Genomic DNA, 21,983 nt, shown 5'->3' on the forward strand with positions numbered 1-21,983 from the left:
CCTCTGGGGGAGGGGCGTCGGCCCGGCGAGTGAGCGGCAATTCGACGTTTCTGATCCATGGGGGGTCACTTTGAGCATGTTCAAGCGCCGCGGTGGTACGGCGCTCGCGACCGCGGCGGCATTCGCCGCGGCCACCTTGGCGACGGCTCCGGGTGCCGTCGCCGACGATGCCGGGCCCTGGCCGGGCACCGAGGGCAAGATCCTCGTGGACGGCCCGCTCCTGATCGATCCCGCCACGGGCAAGGCCACCGAGGTTCCCAATCAGGCCGGGTGGGACGCCGCCTGGGCGCCGGACGGCAGCCGGCTCATCACCGCCTGGAGCCAGATCTCGAGCATCAGGCCGAGCGGCGCCTCGAAGATCACCCTGCCCTGGGCGGAAGGGGTGCGGTCCAGCGCCTCGTACGAGGACCTGACCTTCTGGTGGGGCGGGCGTTACGTCGTCTTCTCGACCGGTGGCCAGCTCGCCTACGGCCCTTCCGACGGCTCGTGGGCGCCCCGCCCGCTGCTGACGGCGACCCAGGAACCGTCCACCGTCTGTGACAACGACCCGACCGTGAGCCCGACCGGTCTGGTGGCGTTCGAGCGGCGCAAGAACTACGGCTGCTACGACAACGACGGCGTCTGGGTCTACGAGTCGACGGCGAACACGGTCAAGCGGGTGCTGACCGACGCCGAGCAGCCCGCCTACTCACCGGACGGCACCAAGCTGGCGTTCGTCCGGAACGTCGACGGCGGACTGTCGCAGCTCTTCACGGCGAACGCGGACGGCACGGATGTCCGGCAGATCACCAGCGACTCCCGCGGTTACGCGAACCCGTCCTGGTCGCCCACCGGCAAGCGGATCATCTTCGACGCCCACACCTCCGGCGACAGCTCCGACGTGCACACCACCGAGTACGCGGACCTGGCCACCGGTGAGCTCACCAAGGTCGCGGATCATCCGGAGGGCAACTTCGGCCCCAACCCCAGCTGGCAGCCGCTGCGCAAGAACGGCACCGGCCGGGTCTGGGGCGCCGACACCTACGCCACCGGCACGGCCTCCTCGCGCTGGACCTGGAACACGGTCGGCGGGAGCGTGCCGGGCCTGATGGACGCCAAGGCCGCGGTGCTGATCAACCAGGACTCCGAGGCGTACTCGCTCACCGCACCCGCACTCGCCGGCAAGAAGCACGGTCCGGTGCTGATGACCCCGAAGAGCGGGCTGTCCTCCGCGACGAAGGCCGAGCTGAAGCGGGTGCTGAAGCCGGGCGCGAACGTCTACCTCATCGGCGGCACGTCCATCCTCAGCAGCGCGGTCTCCTCGCAGGTGACCGCGCTCGGCTTCACGCCGAAGCGGCTGGCGGGAACGTCCCGGTACTCGACCTCGGTCGCGGTGGCGAAGTCCGTGACCAGCGCGCCGAAGTACGTGTTCCTGGCCACCGGCACCGACTACCACTCGGCGCTCGCGGCGGCCGCCGCGGCCGGGGCGGACGGCACGAGCAGCGCGGGCAGCGTCGTCCTCAACGACGGCAACAAGCTGACCGATTCGGTGAAGGCGTACCTCAACAGCCTGAGCCCGAAGAGCACCATGATCATCACGGTGGGTGCCTCGGCGAAGTACGCGCTGACGCACACCTCCTTCTCCAAGTGGCCGTCGACGTACACGTACTACCCGATCACGGCGAGCACCAACGAGGGCACCTCCGCGGCCGTCGCCAAGTTCTGGTGGAGCGCGCCGAGCCAGGCCGCCCTCGCCTACACGAACACCTGGCGTGGCGGCGTGTCGGCCGGTGCGGCGATGAACGTCTTCGGACCCGTCCTGTGGACCTCGCGCGACACTCTGTCGAGCGAGGCCAAGAGCTATCTGCTGCGCGAGTCCGCGAGCACGCAGTTCGTGGTCGGCTTCGGCGGCAGCGGGTCGATCGCGTCGGGCGCGCTGGACACCGCGGGCGCCTCGATCAGCGCGAGCAGCAGCCAGTTCGTGTACCACCCGTACTACAACGGCCTGGAGCCCACGAGTTCGCGGCAGAGCACCTTCACGCTCCGCACGAACGGCGGTCAGGCCGCGACGGTCGTGAGGTCGGGCCCGGTCGGCGCCGAGCCGAACCTGGCACCCCTCAAGACGGTCCACCACCAGTAGACGGTGTCGCGGGTGCCCCCACCAGCATGGTCGGGGCGCCCGCCACCCGGGTCAGGAACACCGTCGCGGAGCGGGGGCCCTGCGGCTTCACCTTGCGCCGCAGCTCCTCCGGCTCGACGGCCGATCCGCGCTTCTTCACGGTCAGGACGCCGACCTCCCGCTCCCGGAGCAGCGCCTTCAACTTCTTGACGTTGAAGGGGAGTCGGTCGGTGATCTCGTACGCGGACGCGTACGGCGTCGGGCGCAGCTCGTCGGCCGTGACGTAGGCGATCGTCTCGTCGACCAGCCCGCCGTCCAGGTCCTCGGCCACCTCGGCGACGAGGTGCGCGCGGATGACGGCGCCGTCCGGCTCGTACAGATAGCGTCCGACCGCCCGTACCGCCGGATCGGGCAGCCCGCGTCCGCGCAGCTCGCGCGGGCCCGGCAGCAGGGTGGCGCGTACCAGGCCCGGCTCCGTGCCGAACCACAGGACCGCCTCCTTCACGTCGCCGCCGTCCGAGATCCACTCGGCCTCCGCCTCGGCGGGGATCGCCTCGTGCGGGATGCCGGGGGCGATCTTCAGCGCGGCGACCGGAGCCCGCAGGGCCGCCCCGACGGCCCAGGACAGCGGTGGCGAGTAGGACTCTGGGTCGAAGATCCGGCCTCGGCCGCCCCGGCGCCCCGGGTCCACGAAGACCGCGTCGTACGAAGAGGTGTCCACCTCGGTGACGTCCGTCTCGCGCACCTCGATCAGGTCCGTGAGCCCCAGCGCGTCGGCGTTCGCGCGGGCGGCGGCGGCCGTCAGCGGATCACGGTCGACGGCGAGGACGCGGATTCCGGCGCGGGCCAGCGCGATCGCGTCGCCGCCGATGCCGCAGCAGAGATCGGCGACGGACCGGACTCCCAGGGCGCGCAGCCGCTGGGCGCGGTGGACCGCCACGCTCGTCCGGGTGGACTGCTCGACCCCGTTCGGGGTGAAGAACATCCGTCCGGCGTCCTCGGCCCCGAACTTCGCCGCCGCCCGCTGCCGCAGCCGGGCCTGTCCGAGGGCCGCCGAGACCAGTTCGGCGGGGTGCTCGCGGCGCAGTCGGGTGGCGACGGCCAGCTCCTGTGCCGGTTCGGTGGCGCGGACCTCGTCGAGCAGGGCGCGGCCCTCGGCGGTGAGGAGGGAGGCGAAGGAGACGTCGTTCACCCGGCCATTGTGGGCCAGTCGGTGGACGGTGTGCTTCCGGCGGCGGTGTCGGGGCCTGGGGGAGGGCGGTGACCTGGGAGGATCCGGCTCCATGCGACCCGTGCGACAAAATGATAAAAACGGCACAAACGGGGCCGGTGCGCGCTGGGGAGTCGGCGTGCTCGCCCTCGCCCTCCTCGTCTCCGGCTGTGCCGAGACCGGCTCCGGCTCCGGCTCCGCCCCCGGTTCCGACGCCGACGCCGACGCCGCCAAGCCGGCCCACGGTCGGCAGGTCCGGCTCCAGGCGCCCCCGGCCCGCGCCCTCGACGCGTACGCCTCCCGGCTCCGGCTGGCGCAGGCCCGGCGGGTCGCCGCCGCCAAGCGCTGGGGACTCGCCGAGGTGCCGCTGACACCCCCGGCGCCGCCCGCCAGGAAGCCGGCCATCGAGGCCCGCAAGGGGTTCGAGGTCGACGGCCAGGAGGAGCTGGGGCTGCCGCCGGTCTTCACGACCGTCCCCACCAAGGACAAGGTCGTCTTCCTCACCATCGACGACGGCGAGGAGAAGGACCCCGCGTTCCTGCGGATGATGAGCGACCTGAAGATCCCGTACACCGCCTTCCTCAGCGACTACCTGGTCAAGGACGACTACGGGTACTTCCGGAAGATGCGCGACCGAGGCATCACCCTCAACAACCACACGCTGCACCACCCCTATCTGCCCGCGCTGTCCTACGCGCGGCAGAAGCGCGAGATCTGCGGCATGCAGGACGTGATGAAGAAGCAGTTCGGCAAGCGCCCGGTCCTCTTCCGCCCGCCGTACGGCAACTACGACCAGGACACCTTGCGCGCCGCCAAGTCCTGCGGCGTCGAGTACGCGCCCATCTGGAACGAGGAAGTCTTCGTCGACCACTGGGAGTACCGCGACGACGACCAGGACCTGCACCCCGGCGACATCGTCCTCACCCACTTCCGGGGCCGCGAGGACTGGAAGGGCACCATGCCCGACATGGTCCGCCGCTTCCTGAAGACGGTCACCGGCAAGGGGTACGCGGTCGCGCGCCTCGAGGACTACCTGTGAGGGTGCGGGCGGTGATCGCCGTACTGCTCGCGGCGGTGTTGCTCGGTGGCTGCGCGCAGTCCGTCGACCCCATCGAGCGGCTGGGCAAGAAGGCGGCCCAGCGGGTGCGTCCGCAGGAGACGGCGTACCGCCGCTGGGGCCTGGCCAGCCCGCTCGCCGCGCCACCGAAGGCGCCCGCCCGGACCACCGCACGCACCGCGGGTCCGGGACTGCCGCCCGTCGTGGACCATGTGCGCACCCGCGACAAGGTGGTCTTCCTGACGTACGACGACGGGGTGGAGCGCGATCCCCGGTTCGTCGACATGGTCCGCGAACTGCGGCTCCCGGTCAGCGTGTTCCTCACGGACCGTGTCATCGGGCCGGGGTACGGGCACTTCGCCCGGCTGCGCGCGGTCGGCGCGAGCGTCCAGAACCACACCCTCGACCACGCCTCCCTGCGCGGCCTGCCCTATGCCGGCCAGCGCGCCGAGATCTGCGGACAGCAGGACAAGCTCCGGCAGCGCTTCGGCATCAGGCCCCGGCTGCTGCGGCCCCCCTACGGCAGATACGACAGCACCACCCTGCGCGCCGCCGCCGACTGCGGGGTCGCCGCGATCGTCCTCGGCCGCGCCGCCGACGCCCACCGGCTCAGGCCGGGCGACATCCTCTGCGGCTTCGGCGAACCCGATCTCACGGACGCCACGGTCCGGCTGCTCCGGCGCATCCAGGCGGAGGGCTTCACGCCGGCCCGGCTGGAGAACTACCTCTAGGGGCGCCCGTTCGCCACGCTCCGGCACCTTCCGGGCCACGCCACGCCGACGCCTTTGGCACTCCGCTTGACCGAGTGCTAATCGCAGTCATAGTCTCAGGTCTGGCACTCCCCCCTGGAGAGTGCCAATAGCGACAGGAAGATCCGGCACCCGCGACGACGGATCCACCTGGTCGCCACCTCAGACAGTTAACCCCGTGAGATCTCCGAAGGGGGAGGTCGGATCGTGACGACCACCAGCTCCAAGGTTGCCATCAAGCCGCTCGAGGACCGCATTGTGGTCCAGCCGCTCGACGCCGAGCAGACCACGGCCTCTGGCCTGGTCATCCCGGACACCGCCAAGGAGAAGCCCCAGGAGGGCGTCGTCCTGGCCGTGGGCCCGGGTCGCATCGAGGACGGCAAGCGTGTCGAGCTCGACGTCGCCGTCGGCGACATCGTGCTCTACAGCAAGTACGGCGGCACCGAGGTGAAGTACAACGGCGAGGAGTACCTCGTCCTCTCGGCTCGCGACGTGCTCGCGATCATCGAGAAGTAATTCACCCGGTAAGGGCGTCCGGGGGCTTCCCCCGGACAACCCCGCACCAAGCATTGCAGTGAACTGCGCCCCTGGCCCCCGCTACCTTTGATGAACCGGGCGCTGGGGGCGCCGTTCGTTTCTCCCAAGTTTTCCGAGAGGGCTGAACCGCTCCCATGGCGAAGATCCTGAAGTTCGACGAGGACGCCCGTCGCGCCCTCGAGCGCGGCGTCAACAAGCTTGCCGACACGGTGAAGGTGACGATCGGCCCCAAGGGCCGCAACGTCGTCATCGACAAGAAGTTCGGCGCCCCCACCATCACCAACGACGGCGTGACCATCGCCCGTGAGGTCGAGGTCGAGGACCCGTTCGAGAACCTCGGTGCGCAGCTGGTGAAGGAGGTGGCGACCAAGACCAACGACATCGCGGGTGACGGTACGACCACCGCCACCGTGCTCGCCCAGGCGCTCGTGCGCGAGGGCCTGAAGAACGTCGCCGCGGGAGCCTCCCCGGCGCTGCTGAAGAAGGGCATCGACGCGGCCGTCAAGGCGGTCTCCGACGAGCTCCTCGCCACCGCGCGCCCGATCGACGAGAAGTCCGACATCGCGGCCGTCGCCGGTCTGTCCGCCCAGGACCCGCAGGTCGGCGAGCTCATCGCCGAGGCGATGGACAAGGTCGGCAAGGACGGTGTCATCACCGTCGAGGAGTCCAACACCTTCGGTCTGGAGCTGGACTTCACCGAGGGCATGGCCTTCGACAAGGGCTACCTGTCCCCGTACATGGTGTCCGACCAGGAGCGTATGGAGGCCGTCCTCGACGACCCGTACATCCTCATCCACCAGGGCAAGATCAGCTCCATCCAGGACCTGCTGCCGCTGCTGGAGAAGGTCATCCAGTCGAACGCCTCCAAGCCGCTGCTGATCATCGCCGAGGACGTCGAGGGCGAGGCCCTGTCGACCCTGGTCGTGAACAAGATCCGCGGCACGTTCAACGCCGTCGCCGTGAAGGCCCCCGGCTTCGGTGACCGTCGCAAGGCCATGCTCGGCGACATCGCCACCCTCACCGGTGGTCAGGTCATCGCCGAGGAGGTCGGCCTCAAGCTCGACCAGGTCGGCCTGGACGTGCTCGGCAGCGCCCGCCGCGTGACCGTCACCAAGGACGACACCACGATCGTCGACGGTGGCGGCAGCTCCGACGAGGTCGTCGGCCGCGTCAACCAGATCAAGGCCGAGATCGAGAACACGGACTCCGACTGGGACCGCGAGAAGCTCCAGGAGCGCCTCGCGAAGCTGGCCGGCGGCGTGTGCGTGATCAAGGTCGGCGCCGCCACCGAGGTGGAGCTCAAGGAGAAGAAGCACCGTCTGGAGGACGCCATCTCCGCGACCCGCGCCGCGGTCGAGGAGGGCATCGTCTCCGGTGGTGGCTCCGCGCTGGTCCACGCCGTCAAGGTCCTCGAGGGCAACCTCGGCAAGACCGGCGACGAGGCCACGGGTGTCGCGGTCGTCCGCCGCGCCGCCGTCGAGCCCCTGCGCTGGATCGCCGAGAACTCCGGCCTGGAGGGTTACGTCATCACCTCCAAGGTCGCCGAGCTCGACAAGGGCCAGGGCTTCAACGCCGCCACCGGCGAGTACGGCGACCTGGTCAAGGCCGGCGTCATCGACCCGGTCAAGGTCACCCGCTCCGCCCTGGAGAACGCCGCCTCCATCGCCTCCCTGCTCCTCACGACCGAGACCCTGGTCGTCGAGAAGCCGGCCGAGGACGAGGGCGACGCCGGTCACGGCGGCCACGGGCACTCCCACTGACGCACGACGTCATGAGGACGGCCGCGCCCACCGAGGCGTGACGCCGTGAAGAGGTCCCCGTTCCATCAGGAACGGGGACCTCCCTCGTTTCCGAGGCTGTTGCCCAGGGACTGTCCGTCCGGCGCGCGCGGAGCGGTCAGCCCTCCAGCGCGTCCAGCGCACCGAGCCCGGCCATCAGGCCCAGCCGGTCGTACTGCCACCAGCCCTCGACGATCTTTCCGTCCTCCCCGCACCGGAAGATGGTCGTGCCGGTCATGGAGGCCTGCTTCCCGGACGCCGGCATCCCCATGAAGTCGCCCGTGTGCGTGCCGTTCCAGGTCCACCGCGTGCAGACGCGGTCCCCCTCCGTGATCTGGTCCTCGACGGTGAACGCGAAGTCGAAGCCGCCGCGCCACATCTCGATCTCGCGCCGCACCGCGTCGAGCCCGATGGTGTCCTGCTCGTTGGCGGGATCGTGGTCGTGATAGCTCTCCGCCATCAGCCCGTTGAGCGGCCCCAGCTCACCCGGGCCCGCCAGCATGTCGAAGTACATGCGGACGTTCGTCGCGTAGAGCTGCTCGTCGCGCACCACGTCCAGGTCCGTGAACGTCGGCATCCCGTCGCAGAGCGCCACCATCTCCTGGAAGATCGTGTCGGTCTCCGGAAGCTTCGAGTTCCGCATCGCGTCTTCGTACGACGGGAACTCGACGATCTCCACGAAGTGGCTCGCGTCGGCACGGTCCTTGCCGATGACGCTGTGCGTCGCGGTCCGTTTCCCCTTGGTCTTCTCGACCCAGGTGTCCATCAGCCGGTTCATCTCGTCGAACCGACTGGTTCTACAGTCAATCAACTGTACGAATGTCATGGCGCCGCCTCCGGCCCCCTGGTCCGGTTGATTCACCCTCAATCCTCCCACCGGAGGGGCGACACCACCCACCGCACGAGACGTGCGAGCGCCTGCCGCGCGAACCGCGCGACCTGCGTGATCGCCCTTACTGGGGGCCGTACTTCCGCCCGGTCCTCGACGTGATCCCGCCCAGCAGCGCCCGTGGCGTCACCTTCACCACGCCCATCAGCGCCTTGTAACGCGGGTCCGGAATGGACAGGGTCCGGCCGCGCGCCAGATCGGCGAGTGCCGCCGCGACCAGCTTGTCGGCGTCGAGCCACATCCAGTTCGGGATGTTGTCCGTGCCCATGCCGGCCCGCTCGTGGAACTCGGTGCGCACGAAGCCGGGAGCCAGCGCCATCAACCGCACGCCGCTGCCCGCGAGATCCTTCGCCGCGCCCTGCGTGAACTGCACGACCCACGCCTTCGACGCCCCGTACGTGCCCCGCGGCACGAACGCGGCCACCGACGCGACGTTGACGACGCCGCCCCGGCCGCGCTCGCGCATCGCCTCGGTCGCCGCCGACGTCAGCCGGAGCACCGCCTCGCAGTGCACCTTGAGCATCTTCAGCTCGTCCGCCATCGAAACGTCCAGATAGCGGCCCTTGTTGCCGAAGCCGGCGTTGTTGACCAGCAGGTCGACCGGGTTCCTGCGGTCGGACAGGCGGGCGGCCACCGCTTCGATGCCCTCGTCCGTCGCCAGGTCCGCCGTGAGCACCTCCGCCTCGATGCCGTGCCGGTCGTGCAGCTCGGTCGCCTGCTCCCGCAGCCGCTTCGTGTCCCGCGCCACCAGCACGAGGTTGTGCCCGTCCGCCGCCAGCCGCCGTGCGAAGGCGGCACCGATTCCCGCGGTCGATCCCGTAATCAGAGCCGTTGTCATGGCGCAAGATTAGTGACCGGCCCGGCCGCCCGGTGGCCGGTGCCGCCCAACGTCCGACCGGGTTCCACGAGTTCTCCGCACCCCGCTCGGCCGGGGCCGGGGCGGCCCCTAACCGCCGTACTTCGCCACGTACTCCCGCGCCGCCGCCCGGCTCTCCGGGTGCAGTGCGTCGCCCGCCGCCAACAGCCTTGGCAGCAGCTCCCGTTCGGTCGTCGAGGCGCGGAACTGGATGGCGACGGTGACGTCGTGGCCGGGCCGGTGCGCGATCTCGATCGGGTCCCCGGAGCGGATCTCGCCGGGCTCGATCACCCGCAGATACGCGCCGGGCGCGCCCCGCCGCGTGAACCGCTTCACCCAGCCCTTCTCACCGAGGTGCCCCTGGAAGGTGCGGCAGGGGATCCGCCCGGAGGTGACCTCCAGGACGACCTCGGAACCGATCCGCCAGCGTTCGCCGATCAGCGCGCCGGACACGTCGAGCCCCCACGTCGTGAGGTTCTCGCCGAACACGCCGTTCGGCAGGGTCCGGCCGAGCTCGCGCTCCCAGTCGTCGAGGTCCTCGCGCGCGACCGCGTACACGGCCTGGTCGTCACCGCCGTGATGGCGCAGGTGACAGATCGCGTCCCCGGCGAGCCCGCTCCCGCCGACCCCTCTGAGGCCCGGTGCCGTCACCCGCAGCGGCCCGTCGACCGGCCGCTTGTCGATGCCGGTCACGCCCTCCGGCTGGTCCGTGTACTCGACGGCCCGCGCCCGGCCGACGTTGAGCGACAGAAGCTTCATGGCACCAAGCTAGGCGATACAGCCCAAAGCGTCGATGCGATATTTCCCGCTGCATCCAAGATTCGCTTATGCTCAAAAGGTGATCGAGGCCCGTCATCTCCGTGTCCTGCGCGCCGTCGCCACCACCGGATCCTTCTCGGCGGCGGGCCGCGAGCTGGGCTGCACCCAGCCCGCCGTCAGCCAGCAGATGAAGGCCCTGGAGTCGTCCGTGGGCACCCCCCTGCTCGTCCGGACGGGCCGCGAGATGCGCCTCACCCAGGCGGGCGAGGCCCTGGTCAAGCACGCGGCGAGCATCCTGGCCGGTCTCACCGCCGCCGAGGAGGAGGTCGCCGCGATCGCCGGTCTGCGCGCGGGCCGGGTCCGGCTGGTGTCGTTTCCCAGCGGCAGCTCCACCCTTGTCCCCACGGCTCTCGCCGCGCTGCGCGCCGCTCACCCGGGCACCCGTGTGTCCCTGGAGGAGGCCGAACCGCCCGAGTCCGTCGAGAAGCTCCGGGCCGGCGACTGCGACATCGCGCTCGCGTTCCGCTACGAGGGGGCGCCGGGCGTCGAGGAGTGGGACGACCTCGTCGTACGGCCGCTGCTGATGGACCGCCTCGTCGGCCTGGTGCCCGAGGGGCACCGGCTCGCGCGGTCGGAGTCCGTGGCGATCGGCGAGTTCGCCGGGGAGCCGTGGATCGCGGGCTGTCCGCGCTGCCGTGGCCAGCTCGTCGAGGTCTGCCGCGGTGCCGGCTTCGAGCCCCGCATCGACTTCGCCACCGACGACTATCCGGCCGTGGTCGGACTGGTGGGCGCGGGCCTCGGCGTCGCCGTCCTTCCGGAGCTCGCGATCGAGTCCGTACGCCCGAAGGGGGCGCGCACCGTGACGGTGGAGCCCGCGGTGCGCCGCGAGATCGTCGCCCTCACCCTCCCGGATCTCGCCGCGGTGCCCGCGGTGGCCGCGACGCTGGACCGGCTGGCGCGGGCGGCGGCCCGCTAGCGGCCTCTCTCCGGGGGCCACCGGCTACCGGCTACCGCGGACGCACGGCTCCCGTCGCGTCGTGAAGCGGGGGCACGCGTACGTGCCCGACGTATCTCTCCCTGCCGTGTCCGTCCCTGCCGTGTCCGTCTCCGCCGGGTACGCGTCCGCCCGGAACGCGTCCGCCCGGCACGCGGTCCCTCTGTGCCGTGTACGCGTCCACCCGGCACGCGCCGTCAGAGCAGAAACGTTCCTTCAGGTGTTCGAAGCGGGACTGCTTCCGGTGGTCGATGCCGAGACCAGTCGGTTGCGTGCCCGTCCCATGAGCTCTTCGCGCTCGTCCTCGGTCAGTCCGCCCCACACGCCGTACGGTTCGCGCACCGCCAACGCGTGTGCCGCGCACTCCGCGCGCACCGGGCATCTCATGCAGACCTCTTTGGCCGAGTTCTCACGAGCGCTCCGTGCCGCACCACGCTCGCCCTCCGGGTGGAAGAAGAGCGAGCTGTCGACCCCGCGGCAGGCCGCGAGGAGCTGCCAGTCCCAGAGGTCCGCGTTCGGACCGGGAAGGCGGGAGAAATCTGCCATTGCGTGTCCCCTTGTTGCCGTTCTGGGCTGCTCTGTGCCCACCGACCGTACATCTACGATCTAAGGAGATGAAAATATGACTCATTGCGAATCTAGCCTCAGACACCAGCAAATGGGAAGAAAACAGGCTAAATGGGGCATGGGTTGTGATGAAACGTTGAGGGTCGGCGCGCATGTCTGCACCGTGTCCGCACCCTCACGTACAGTGCCGATGACGGCCGACTGCCCCGTAACTCTTTCGAGTGACCATCGTTGAGATGGCTGAGGCGGTTGAAGGAACAAGCGCTCGGGCCGGCGGTCAGATCCGCCGGCGAGTGTCGACCGCACAGGTGACGATTCGTAACAGCCTGGAGGCTCAAGGTGACGCGCATCAGCTGCGGAGGACGGCCATGACATCCGTCCTCGTCTGCGACGACTCCCCGCTTGCCCGAGAGGCGCTCCGCCGTGCGGTCGCGACCGTGCCCGGTGTCGAGCGTGTGACGACGGCGGCCAACGGCGAGGAAGTCCTCCGCCGCTGGGGTGCCGACCGTTCGGATTTGATTCTGATGGACGTACGCATGCCCGGTTTGGGCGGCGTCGAGACGGTCAGGCGGCTGCTGTCCGCCGACCCCGGTGCGCGCATCATCATGCTCACCGTCGCCGAGGACCTGGACGGTGTGGCACTCGCCGTCGCCGCCGGCGCCCGCGGCTATCTGCACAAGGACGCCTCACGGGCGGAGCTGCGCGCCACCGTGACCCAGGCGCTCGCCGACCCCACGTGGCGACTCGCGCCGCGCAGACTGCGCTCGGCGGAGATGGGCGCGGCGCCCACGCTCACCGCGCGTGAGATCCAAGTGCTCGAGGGCATGAGCCACGGCCGCTCGAACGCGGAGATCGGCCGTGAGCTGTTCCTCTCGGAGGACACGGTCAAGACCCACGCCCGGCGGCTCTTCAAGAAGCTCGGCGCCTCGGACCGGGCGCACGCGGTCGCGCTCGGATTCCGGTGGGGCCTGGTCCGCTAGGTGAGCCGCCTCGAGGGTATGACGGAAGTAGTCCCTGCCCGCCGGACGGCGGGTGGGGCCGGGCCCTCGGAGAGAGCCTCTTCGGTGTCCGATCCCCGTTTCCCGGCGGATGCCGCATCCTTGAGGTGTGGAGTTCCTTGGGGACAAGTCGGTCGAGCGGAAGGGGAGGGCGCAGGAGATGAGTTCCGGCGCACCTGCTCATAACGCTTCGGTGCACAACTATGGACGCGGTGCCACGGACAGGACGACGCCAAGGCACCATGGACCGATGCGTGAAGACGAGACGACGGGGATCGGTGCGCTCGTCCATCGCGCGGTCGACGGCGACGAGCAGGCCACACACGACCTGCTCGCCCACGTACATCCGCTCGCGCTGCGTTACTGCCGTGCCCGTCTGTCCCGGCTTCCGGGCGACGCGCGGCACTTCGTGGAGGACCTGGCGCAGGAAGTCTGCGTCGCGGTGCTCCTCGCGCTGCCGCGCTACAAAGACACCGGGCGCCCCTTCGAGGCGTTCGTCTTCGCGATCGCCGCGCACAAGGTCGCCGACCTCCAGCGCGCCGCGATGCGTCATCCGGGGTCCACGGCCGTTCCCTCCGACGAGATGCCGGAGCGGCCCGACGACTCTCTCGGCCCGGAGGAGCGCGCGCTGCTCAGCAGTGACGCCGAATGGGCCAAGAAACTCATGGCCAATCTCCCCGAGAATCAGCGCGAGCTGCTTCTTCTGCGCATCGCGGTGGGCCTCACGGCCGAGGAGACGGGCCAGATGTTGGGAATGTCACCGGGCGCCGTCCGGGTGGCCCAGCACCGGGCGCTGAGCCGGCTGCGGGCGCTGGCGGAGCAGTAGGGATTTCGGCCGGTCGTGGTGACGCGCGGCCGGTGCGCGGTGTCCCCGCCGTACCGATCGGGGCCCGTCCGCAACGGTGTCCTCCGGTGGTGTCGACGGTCTTCTCCCGTGGTGCCCGCCGTCGCCCAGCCGGGTGGCGCGGGCTCGCTTTCCATCACGGCGGGTCCCTTTTTCCCGCGAATTTTCCCCGCGAACGGCGGGGAAGGGCGGGAACCCCGATGACGTTGCCGCTGGTCCCGGCCAGGGCGCACGGCGGGTTCCCCTCCACCACGGAGGCGGGGGCCGTCCGGCGAGACAGGACCGGGCGCGGTGGCCCCGGCGTGGCCCCGACGCCCGCTCCGGGCACGGGTCTGAACGGTGACGACATCCATCCCGTACGAACATACGAAGCCGAAGCCCACCCGCAACCGTGGAATGAGAGAGCCATGCTTCCCGTTAGCATGGACATCCGCACCGATCAAGGCCATTTGGGGAAGGTGTCATGACTGCCAACGTCGACGGAGTGCCCGCCAAATTCGCGACACTCGGGCTGACCTACGACGACGTGCTGCTGCTGCCGGGCTCGTCGGACATGGCGCCCGACCAGATCGACACCGCCTCGCACATCTCGAAGAACGTCCGGGTCAACATCCCGCTGCTGTCCGCCGCCATGGACAAGGTCACCGAGTCGCGCATGGCGATCGCGATGGCCCGCCAGGGTGGCGTCGGTGTTCTGCACCGCAACCTGTCCATCGAGGACCAGGCCAACCAGGTCGACCTGGTGAAGCGCTCCGAGTCCGGCATGGTGACCGACCCGATCACCGTGCACCCGGACGCCACGCTCGGCGAGGCCGACGCGATCTGCGCCAAGTTCCGCATCTCCGGTGTGCCGGTCACCGACGGCGGCGGCAAGCTGCTCGGCATCGTCACCAACCGTGACATGGCGTTCGAGACCGACCGCTCGCGCCAGGTGCGCGAGGTCATGACGCCGATGCCGCTGGTCACCGGCAAGGTCGGCATCTCGGGCAACGACGCGATGCAGCTGCTGCGCCGCCACAAGATCGAGAAGCTTCCGCTGGTCGACGACGCGGGCGTGCTCAAGGGCCTCATCACCGTCAAGGACTTCGTCAAGGCGGAGAAGTACCCGAACGCCGCCAAGGACGGCGAGGGCCGTCTGCTGGTCGGCGCGGCCGTCGGTGTCGCGGGCGACGCGTTCGAGCGTGCCCAGGCCCTGATCGAGGCGGGCGTCGACTTCATCGTCGTCGACACCGCGCACGGCCACTCCCGCCTGGTCGGCGACATGGTCGCCAAGATCAAGTCGAACTCCTCCGGCGTGGACGTCATCGGCGGCAACATCGCCACCCGTGACGGCGCGCAGGCGCTCATCGACGCGGGCGTCGACGGCATCAAGGTCGGCGTGGGCCCGGGCTCCATCTGTACGACCCGCGTGGTCGCCGGCATCGGCGTACCGCAGGTCACGGCCATCTACGAAGCGTCGCTCGCCGCCAAGGCGGCCGGTGTCCCGGTCATCGGCGACGGTGGCCTCCAGTACTCCGGCGACATCGCCAAGGCCCTGGTCGCGGGCGCCGACACCGTGATGCTCGGCTCGCTGCTCGCCGGCTGCGAGGAGTCCCCGGGTGAGCTGATGTTCATCAACGGCAAGCAGTTCAAGTCGTACCGCGGCATGGGCTCCCTGGGCGCCATGCAGTCCCGTGGAGAGCAGCGCTCCTTCTCCAAGGACCGCTACTTCCAGGAGGGTGTCGCCTCCGACGAGAAGCTCGTCCCCGAGGGCATCGAGGGCCAGGTGCCCTATCGCGGCCCGCTCTCCGCGGTCGTCCACCAGCTGGTCGGCGGTCTGCGTCAGTCGATGTTCTACGTCGGCGGCCGCACCGTGCCCGAGCTCCAGGACCGCGGCCGGTTCGTCCGGATCACCTCGGCGGGTCTCAAGGAGAGCCACCCGCACGACATCCAGATGACGGTCGAGGCGCCGAACTACAGCCGCAACAAGTAGTCACCCGTACACGCGAACGGGCTCCACGCGTGCGTGGAGCCCCCGGCAAGGGCGGTCCCGGAGGTTCCGGGGCCGCCCTTGCCGTAGGCGTCGGGGATACTGGGAGCGCAGAAGCGAAGACGGAAAGGCCACAACGTGACTGAGATCGAGATCGGGCGCGGCAAGCGCGGCCGCCGGGCGTACGCCTTCGACGACATCGCCGTCGTCCCGAGCCGCCGTACGCGGGACCCGAAGGAGGTCTCGATCGCCTGGCAGATCGATGCCTACCGCTTCGAGCTGCCCTTCCTGGCCGCCCCGATGGACTCGGTCGTCTCCCCGGCCACCGCGATCCGTATCGGTGAGCTGGGCGGCCTGGGCGTCCTGAACCTGGAAGGCCTCTGGACGCGGTACGACGACCCGCAGCCGCTGCTGGACGAGATCGCCGGGCTGGACTCGGAGACCGCGACCCGCCGGCTCCAGGAGATCTACGCGGCTCCCATCAAGGAGGAGCTGATCGGGCAGCGCATCAAGGAGGTGCGCGACGCAGGCGTCGTCACCGCCGCCGCCCTGTCCCCGCAGCGCACGGCGCAGTTCTCCAAGGCCGTCGTCGACGCGGGCGTGGACATCTTCGTCATCCGCGGCACGACGGTCTCGGCCGAGCACGTCTCCGGTGCCGCCGAGCCGCTGAACCTGAAGCAGTTCATCTACGAGCTCGACGTCCCGGTGATCGTCGGCGGCTGCGCCACGTACACCGCGGCGCTGCACCTGATGCGCACCGGCGCGGCCGGTGTCCTCGTCGGTTTCGGCGGCGGCGCCGCGCACACCACGCGCAATGTGCTGGGCATCCAGGTCCCGATGGCCACCGCGGTCGCGGACGTCGCCGCGGCCCGCCGTGACTACATGGACGAGTCCGGCGGCCGGTACGTGCACGTCATCGCCGACGGCGGTGTCGGCTGGTCCGGCGACCTCCCCAAGGCGATCGCCTGCGGCGCCGACTCCGTGATGATGGGCTCCCCGCTCGCGCGCGCCACCGACGCGCCCGGCCGTGGCCACCACTGGGGCATGGAGGCGGTGAACGAGGAGCTGCCGCGCGGCAAGAAGGTCGACCTCGGCACCGTCGGCACCATCGAGGAGATCCTCACCGGCCCGTCGCACATCCCCGACGGCTCGATGAACATCTTCGGCGCCCTCCGCCGTGCCATGGCCACCACCGGCTACAGCGAGCTCAAGGAGTTCCAGCGCGTCGAGGTGACGGTCGCGGACTCGCAGCACAAGCGCTAGTCCGTACGCCTGTACGTCTCCCGTACGGCCTGTACGTCTGTACGTGTGAAGGGCCCGTCCACCGAGTGGTGGACGGGCCCTTCACCCATGAGGTCGTCCGTGAGACGCCCGCGAGGGCACCGTCAGAGACCGGCCTTGCGGGTGCTCTGGAAGGCCACGTACGCCGCGACCGCGAAGAAGACGAAGGTCAGCGGGTCGGCCTCGGCCTTCCAAGCTTCCTGGACCACGTCGAGGTGGTCGAAGAAGACCTCGCTGAAGCCGACGCTGTACTGCTTGGCGATGATCATGGCCTCGCCGATCAGCTGGCCGAGGTAGATCGCGCCGACGGACAGGAGCACGGCGGCCACCGGCAGGGTCTGGCTGCGACCGCCGACGCGGCCCGCTGCGATGCCGACGAGGAAGCCGACGCCGACGGCGGCGTAACCGATCTCGTGCTTGGTGAGGCCGATGACGAGGCCGTACAGGACCGCGGAGACCACGCCGGCGCCGAGGGCGGCGACGAGACCGAGCGCGAAGTTGTTGCGCACCGGGGCGGCCGGGGCGGCCGGGGCGAAGGGGGCGACGGGGAAGCCCGGCTGGGGCGCGCCCTGCGGGACACCCTGCTGCGGGACGGGCGGCTGATCGGTGGGCGCGCCCGCGTACGGGTTGTTGTCGACCGGTGGACCGGACGGCGGCGTCGACTGACTCATGTGGTTCCCCCCAGGGATGTGGGCGCAGCTGTGGTGTGCGCGTGGGATGCGGGCACACACCTGCGGGCGCCCGGGACGTGGGCGCACGTGTGTGCGAGAGCTGCCGCACATTAGCAGTCGGGAGTGACAACCCGTGAGGGGATTTCAGGGGTCAGAGCCGGTGGGCCGCGCCGGTCGGGGTCGCTCCCCTTGTGTCCAGGAGGAGTTGGGCCTTCACGGACAGTCCTTGTAGGTCGTACGTGCGGTGCTGCTGGAGCAGGATCGTCAGGTCGGCGTGGGCCGCGGCCTCGTAGAGGGAGTCCGCGCGCGGCACGGGCCGCCCGAGGACGCTCCAGGCCGGGACGTGCGGGTCGTGATAGCTGACGGACGCGCCGAGTTCCATCAGGCGTACGGCGATCTCGTGGGCGGGAGCGCCCTGTTGATCGGCGATGTCCGCCTTGTAGGTGACGCCGAGGAGGAGCACGCGCGCGGCACGGGCGGACTTCCCGTGCTCGTTGAGCAGCGTGGCGGCGCGCTGGATGACGTACTGGGGCATGTGGTTGTTGACCTGCTGGGCGAGTTCGACCATCCGGAGCGGGCGCCCCGATGTGCCGAGGTCCTGGGCGATCCCGTGCCCGCCCATTCCCGGTCCGGGCCGGAACGCCTGGAAGCCGAACGGCTTGGTCTCCGCGCAGCGGATGACGTCCCACAGGTCCACGCCCAGGTCGTCGCAGAGCACGGCCATCTCGTTGACGAGCGCGATGTTGACGTGCCGGAAGTTGGTCTCCAGGACCTGCACGGTCTCCGCCTCGCGGGGCCCGCGCGCGCGTACGACCTTGTCGGTGAGCCGCCCGTAGAAGGCGGCGGCCGACTCGGTGCACGCCGGGGTGAGGCCGCCGATGACCTTCGGTGTGTTCGCGGGGGTGAAGTCTCGGTTGCCGGGATCGACCCGGCTGGGCGAATAGGCGAGGTGGAAATCGCGCCCCGCGCGCAGTCCGGAGCCCGCTTCGAGGAGCGGACGGAGGAATTCTTCGGTGGTGCCGGGATGTACCGCCGATTCCAGGATCACGGTGGTGTGCGGGCGCAGCTGGGCGGCCAGTGTGCGGGCGGCCGCTTCCACCTGGCCGAGGTCCAGGGTGCCGTCCGCGCCCCGCGGGGTCGGGGCGCAGATGACGGCGGTGCGTACGCGGCCCAGCTCGGCCGGGTTGGTGGCCGGCCGGAAGCCCCCCGAGAGCATCCGGCGCAGTTCTGCGGGGGTGAGGGAGCCGCCCTCCGGCCCTGTTTTGTAGCCGAGGGTGGAGATGCCGGCGGCGACGGCGGCCTGGGCCAGGGGCAGGCCGAGATGACCGAGTCCGATGACGGCGAGGTCTGCGGGCATGGAGTGGGCCGTCCTTCCCAGTAACCGATGCGGGACAGGTGCGCAAGCCCTGTGGACAGGATGGGCGAGAGCAATGTCAGACTAGGAGTAAATATGACCGATTTACGGGATTGATCGATCAAGATTCCCTGCGCGTCGCCGAGAGTTGTCCACAGGCTGCGGACGGACGGTGGCCGATGAGGGGCAAGACGGTCAGACTTTGGGCAGGGGGATGTGAGCCGGGCGTCGCCGGACAGGTGCGGCCAGCGCGACAACAGCGGGAGGCAGCGGTGAGGACAGCGACACTGGGGCCGGCGGAGCGCGCCGAGTCACTTGCGGGAATGGCCGAGGGCGAGCTGGACGTGCTGGTCGTGGGAGCGGGCGTGGTCGGCGCGGGCACCGCGCTGGACGCCGTGACACGCGGTCTGTCCACCGGCCTGGTCGAGGCGCGTGACTGGGCATCTGGCACGTCGAGCAGATCCAGCAAGCTGATCCACGGCGGTCTGCGGTATCTGGAGATGCTCGACTTCGCGCTCGTCCGTGAGGCCCTGAAGGAGCGCGGCCTGCTGCTCGAACGGCTGGCACCGCATCTGGTGAAGCCCGTCCCGTTCCTCTACCCCCTCCAGCACAAGGGCTGGGAGCGGCTGTACGCCGGCTCCGGCGTCGCGCTGTACGACGCCATGTCGATGGCCCGCGGCCACGGACGCGGACTGCCCACCCACCGTCATCTGAGCCGCCGCCACGCCCTGCGCGTCGCACCGGCCTTGAAGAAGGACGCGCTGATCGGCGCCCTGCAGTACTACGACGCGCAGATGGACGACGCCCGCTATGTGGCGACGCTGGTGCGCACGGCCGCCGCGTACGGCGCGAAGGTCGCCAACCGCGCGCGCGTCACCGGCTTTTTGCGCGAGGGCGAGCGGGTGGTCGGTGCCAAGGTGCGCGACGTCGAGGGCGGCGGCGAGTACGAGGTCCGTGCCAAGCAGGTCGTCAACGCCACGGGTGTGTGGACCGACGACACCCAGGCGATGGTCGGGGAGCGCGGCCAGTTCCACGTGCGGGCGTCCAAGGGCATCCATCTGGTCGTGCCGAAGGACCGGATCAACTCCACCACGGGTCTGATCCTGCGCACCGAGAAGTCCGTGCTCTTCGTGATCCCGTGGGGCCGCCACTGGATCATCGGCACGACCGACACCGACTGGGACCTCGACAAGGCCCACCCGGCGGCCTCCAGCGCGGACATCGACTATCTGCTGGAGCACGTGAACTCGGTGCTCTCCGTGCCGCTCTCCCGCGACGACGTCCAGGGGGTGTACGCGGGGCTGCGGCCGCTCCTGGCCGGAGAGTCGGACGCCACCAGCAAGCTGTCGCGCGAGCACACCGTGGCCCACCCGGTGCCGGGACTCGTGGTCGTGGCCGGCGGCAAGTACACGACCTACCGCGTGATGGCCAAGGACGCGGTGGACGAGGCGGTGCACGGCCTCGACCAGCGGGTCGCCGAATGCGTCACCGAGGAGACCCCGCTGGTCGGTGCCGAGGGATATCACGCGCTGTGGAACGCGCGAGCGCGGATCGCGGCCCGCACCGGACTCCATGTGGTGCGTGTGGAACACCTGTTGAACCGGTACGGGTCGCTCGCGGAGGAACTCCTCGACCTCATCGTGGAGGACCCGTCGCTCGGCGAGCCGCTGCCGGCCGCCGAGGACTATCTCCGGGCCGAGATCGTCTACGCCGCCTCGCACGAGGGCGCCCGTCACCTGGACGACGTCCTGACCCGGCGCACCCGCATCTCCATCGAGACCTTCGACCGGGGCACCCGCAGCGCCCGTGAGGCCGCCGAGCTGATGGCGCCGGTCCTCGGCTGGGACAAGGACCAGATCGAGCGCGAGGTGGAGCACTACGAGAAGCGGGTCGAGGCGGAGCGGGAGTCCCAGCGTCAGCCGGACGATCTGACGGCGGACGCGGCGCGGCTGGGCGCGCCGGACATCGTGTCGTTCTGACCGCAGGTTCCCGCTCATCTCACTCGAACGGGTGCGGTGAGCTGGGATCTTCGCTCGCGGCCCGGCCGTTCTACGGGGGGCGGGGACAGAACTCGGCGGCGAGCAGGGCCGGTTCGAGCGTCGGGTCCGTGACCCCGTCCGTGTTCACCCGGAAGGTGAGGACACGGCGTCCGTCGACGGTGGCCGCGCTGCGCACGTAGCTGCCGGAGATACGGCCGTTGTGGCCCCACACCGTGGTCCCGCACGGCAGCTCCACCGGGAACAGCCCCATGCCGTACGAGCCGTGTGCGGCGCGGGTGTCGAGCATCTCGCGCAGCCAGTGCGAGGGCAGCAGCTCGCCGCGGAGCAGGGCCGCGTAGAAGCGGTTCAGATCGGCCAGCGTGCTCACCAGCTCACCCGCCGCGCCGGCCACGCGCGGGTCGAGCTCGGTGACGTCGGAGCCGTCGGCGGCGTACGCGCGGCCGTGCGGTGCGGGAAGGGAAGCGCTGGCACCGGGGAACGAGGTGCCGGTCAGACCGAGGGGAGTGATGACGCGGCGCTCGGTCTCGGTGGCGTACGAGTCACCGGTGACCTGCTCGACGATCATCCCGAGCAACACGTAGTTGGTGTTCGAGTAGGCGAAGCGGCCCCGGTGGGCCGGGGGGTGGGTGAGCGCGATGCGTACGGCCTGAAGCGGGGTCACGGGGACGGCGCCCCGGGTGACCGAGGTGAAGTCGTGGAGGCCGCTGGTGTGGCGGAGCAGGGCACGCAGCGTGATGCGGCGGCCGTCGTTGCCCGCACCGCGCACCAGACCGGGCAGGTGGTCGTCGACGGAGTCGGACAGGGACAGCCGGTGTTCGGCGGCGAGTTGCAGGACGACCGTCGCGATGAAGGTCTTGGTGATGCTGCCGGCCCGGAAATGATCGGAACGTGACATTCCGTTTCCGGCATCGGTGAAGCGGGGACCCGACTCCTCGTCGGCCAGCAGAGCGGCGGCAGGAGCGCCGCCACGGGTCACGAGGGAGGTGAGCGCGGTGTCCGAGGCAGCGGTGACGGGGCCTTGGGAGGAGGTCGGGGTCCGCCCCGGCAGGCCGGTTTGGGCCATGCCGAGAAGCGCCAGGGACACGGGTATGGCCAGGAGTGTCCGAGGTGTCCGGGGCTGCGGCATCGGCGGGTCCTTCCTCGTCGCGGCCCATCATGGGACACGTTTCTGTGCCAGGAGTAGGGCAGGGGGGCGGACGGTGCCGGTGTGCGCGACTCCGGCCGCCGGGTGGTCGGTCTGCGCGGTGTGCGCCGGTTGGTGAGGTGTCGGCCGGGGCCCGGCGTCTCATTGGCTGAGCTGTTGCGGTTCCAGGGGCCCCCAGGGCGTTGGGCACTTGTCGGGTGAGGGACAATGAAGGCTCTGTCAGGGCGG

General features: G+C 70.3%; 19 protein-coding genes. 11 read left to right on the plus strand and 8 right to left on the minus strand.

The features are described 5' to 3' along the window. Positions 1-76: 76 nt before the first annotated feature. The gene (locus tag OG788_RS27315) at positions 77-2,119 is read left to right on the plus strand and encodes a cell wall-binding repeat-containing protein (RefSeq protein ID WP_406374065.1); all 2,043 of its coding nucleotides are present in this window, start codon (positions 77-79) and stop codon (positions 2,117-2,119) included. Here OG788_RS27315 and OG788_RS27320 read toward each other — a convergent pair. Further along, positions 2,097-3,290 carry a THUMP-like domain-containing protein gene (locus OG788_RS27320; RefSeq protein ID WP_351537806.1) on the minus strand — a complete coding sequence of 398 codons (1,194 nt, stop codon included), beginning with the start codon at positions 3,288-3,290 and terminating at the stop codon, positions 2,097-2,099. The two genes, OG788_RS27315 and OG788_RS27320, sit on opposite strands and share 23 nt — an antisense overlap. 91 nt (positions 3,291-3,381) lie before the next feature. On the opposite strand from OG788_RS27320, the gene OG788_RS27325 reads away from it, so the two are divergent. The 4 genes from OG788_RS27325 (at position 3,382) to groL (ending at position 7,411) form a co-directional block, all read left to right on the plus strand. Then, positions 3,382-4,347, plus strand: coding sequence for a polysaccharide deacetylase family protein (locus OG788_RS27325; RefSeq protein WP_406374067.1), 966 nt, complete (start codon positions 3,382-3,384; stop codon positions 4,345-4,347). Beyond that, entirely contained in the window at positions 4,344-5,096 is a 753-nt protein-coding gene (locus tag OG788_RS27330) for a polysaccharide deacetylase family protein (RefSeq protein WP_406374069.1), read from the plus strand. The genes OG788_RS27325 and OG788_RS27330 overlap by 4 nt, the downstream gene beginning before the upstream one ends. A gap of 225 nt (positions 5,097-5,321) precedes the next feature. After that, positions 5,322-5,630 carry a co-chaperone GroES gene (groES, locus tag OG788_RS27335; RefSeq protein ID WP_266761820.1) on the plus strand — a complete coding sequence of 103 codons (309 nt, stop codon included), beginning with the start codon at positions 5,322-5,324 and terminating at the stop codon, positions 5,628-5,630. Positions 5,631-5,785: 155 nt separating this feature from the next. Continuing rightward, positions 5,786-7,411: a chaperonin GroEL gene (gene groL, locus OG788_RS27340; RefSeq protein WP_351537794.1), complete on the plus strand. Its 1,626-nt coding sequence runs from the start codon at positions 5,786-5,788 to the stop codon at positions 7,409-7,411. Between the two features lie 136 nt (positions 7,412-7,547). On the opposite strand, the gene OG788_RS27345 is transcribed toward groL, so the two are convergent. From OG788_RS27345 to OG788_RS27355, 3 genes are all read right to left on the minus strand, one after another. After that, positions 7,548-8,255 carry an ester cyclase gene (locus OG788_RS27345; protein WP_406374071.1) on the minus strand — a complete coding sequence of 236 codons (708 nt, stop codon included), beginning with the start codon at positions 8,253-8,255 and terminating at the stop codon, positions 7,548-7,550. A gap of 127 nt (positions 8,256-8,382) precedes the next feature. After that, entirely contained in the window at positions 8,383-9,156 is a 774-nt protein-coding gene (locus OG788_RS27350) for an SDR family NAD(P)-dependent oxidoreductase (protein ID WP_406374072.1), read from the minus strand. Between the two features lie 108 nt (positions 9,157-9,264). Further along, positions 9,265-9,933 (minus strand): MOSC domain-containing protein, encoded by a 669-nt coding sequence (locus OG788_RS27355; RefSeq protein ID WP_406374074.1) that lies wholly within the window; start codon positions 9,931-9,933, stop codon positions 9,265-9,267. A 79-nt stretch (positions 9,934-10,012) separates the two neighbouring features. Between OG788_RS27355 and OG788_RS27360 the strand changes: the two genes are divergently transcribed. Further along, positions 10,013-10,909, plus strand: a complete 897-nt coding sequence (locus OG788_RS27360; RefSeq protein WP_385697273.1) for a LysR family transcriptional regulator — start codon at positions 10,013-10,015, stop codon at positions 10,907-10,909. 234 nt (positions 10,910-11,143) lie between these two features. Here the strand turns inward: OG788_RS27360 and OG788_RS27365 are convergent, their stop codons facing one another. Continuing rightward, positions 11,144-11,473 carry a WhiB family transcriptional regulator gene (locus OG788_RS27365; protein WP_351537783.1) on the minus strand — a complete coding sequence of 110 codons (330 nt, stop codon included), beginning with the start codon at positions 11,471-11,473 and terminating at the stop codon, positions 11,144-11,146. Between the two features lie 389 nt (positions 11,474-11,862). On the opposite strand from OG788_RS27365, the gene OG788_RS27370 reads away from it, so the two are divergent. From OG788_RS27370 to OG788_RS27385, 4 genes are all read left to right on the plus strand, one after another. Further along, a complete protein-coding gene (locus OG788_RS27370; protein ID WP_003948568.1) occupies positions 11,863-12,474 on the plus strand; it encodes a response regulator transcription factor in 612 nt (203 codons plus the stop codon). Between the two features lie 268 nt (positions 12,475-12,742). Continuing rightward, a complete protein-coding gene (locus tag OG788_RS27375) occupies positions 12,743-13,318 on the plus strand; it encodes a sigma-70 family RNA polymerase sigma factor (RefSeq protein ID WP_315903658.1) in 576 nt (191 codons plus the stop codon). A 481-nt stretch (positions 13,319-13,799) separates the two neighbouring features. Beyond that, positions 13,800-15,308, plus strand: coding sequence for an IMP dehydrogenase (gene guaB / locus OG788_RS27380; protein WP_266761831.1), 1,509 nt, complete (start codon positions 13,800-13,802; stop codon positions 15,306-15,308). 135 nt (positions 15,309-15,443) lie between these two features. After that, entirely contained in the window at positions 15,444-16,568 is a 1,125-nt protein-coding gene (locus OG788_RS27385) for a GuaB3 family IMP dehydrogenase-related protein (protein WP_351537778.1), read from the plus strand. A gap of 122 nt (positions 16,569-16,690) precedes the next feature. Here the strand turns inward: OG788_RS27385 and OG788_RS27390 are convergent, their stop codons facing one another. Continuing rightward, on the minus strand, positions 16,691-17,257 hold the full coding sequence (locus tag OG788_RS27390) for a hypothetical protein (RefSeq protein WP_406374077.1): 567 nt from the start codon (positions 17,255-17,257) through the stop codon (positions 16,691-16,693). Positions 17,258-17,408: 151 nt separating this feature from the next. After that, complete coding sequence (locus tag OG788_RS27395; RefSeq protein ID WP_406374078.1) at positions 17,409-18,614, minus strand: nucleotide sugar dehydrogenase; 1,206 nt, start codon at positions 18,612-18,614, stop codon at positions 17,409-17,411. 269 nt (positions 18,615-18,883) lie between these two features. On the opposite strand from OG788_RS27395, the gene OG788_RS27400 reads away from it, so the two are divergent. Further along, on the plus strand, positions 18,884-20,590 hold the full coding sequence (locus tag OG788_RS27400; protein ID WP_351537769.1) for a glycerol-3-phosphate dehydrogenase/oxidase: 1,707 nt from the start codon (positions 18,884-18,886) through the stop codon (positions 20,588-20,590). A 70-nt stretch (positions 20,591-20,660) separates the two neighbouring features. On the opposite strand, the gene OG788_RS27405 is transcribed toward OG788_RS27400, so the two are convergent. Further along, positions 20,661-21,737 (minus strand): serine hydrolase domain-containing protein, encoded by a 1,077-nt coding sequence (locus OG788_RS27405; RefSeq protein WP_406374080.1) that lies wholly within the window; start codon positions 21,735-21,737, stop codon positions 20,661-20,663. Between the last annotated feature and the right edge of the window lie 246 nt (positions 21,738-21,983).

This window comes from Streptomyces sp. NBC_00647, from assembly GCF_045207245.1.
In the GTDB taxonomy this organism is placed as follows: Bacteria; Actinomycetota; Actinomycetes; order Streptomycetales; family Streptomycetaceae; genus Streptomyces.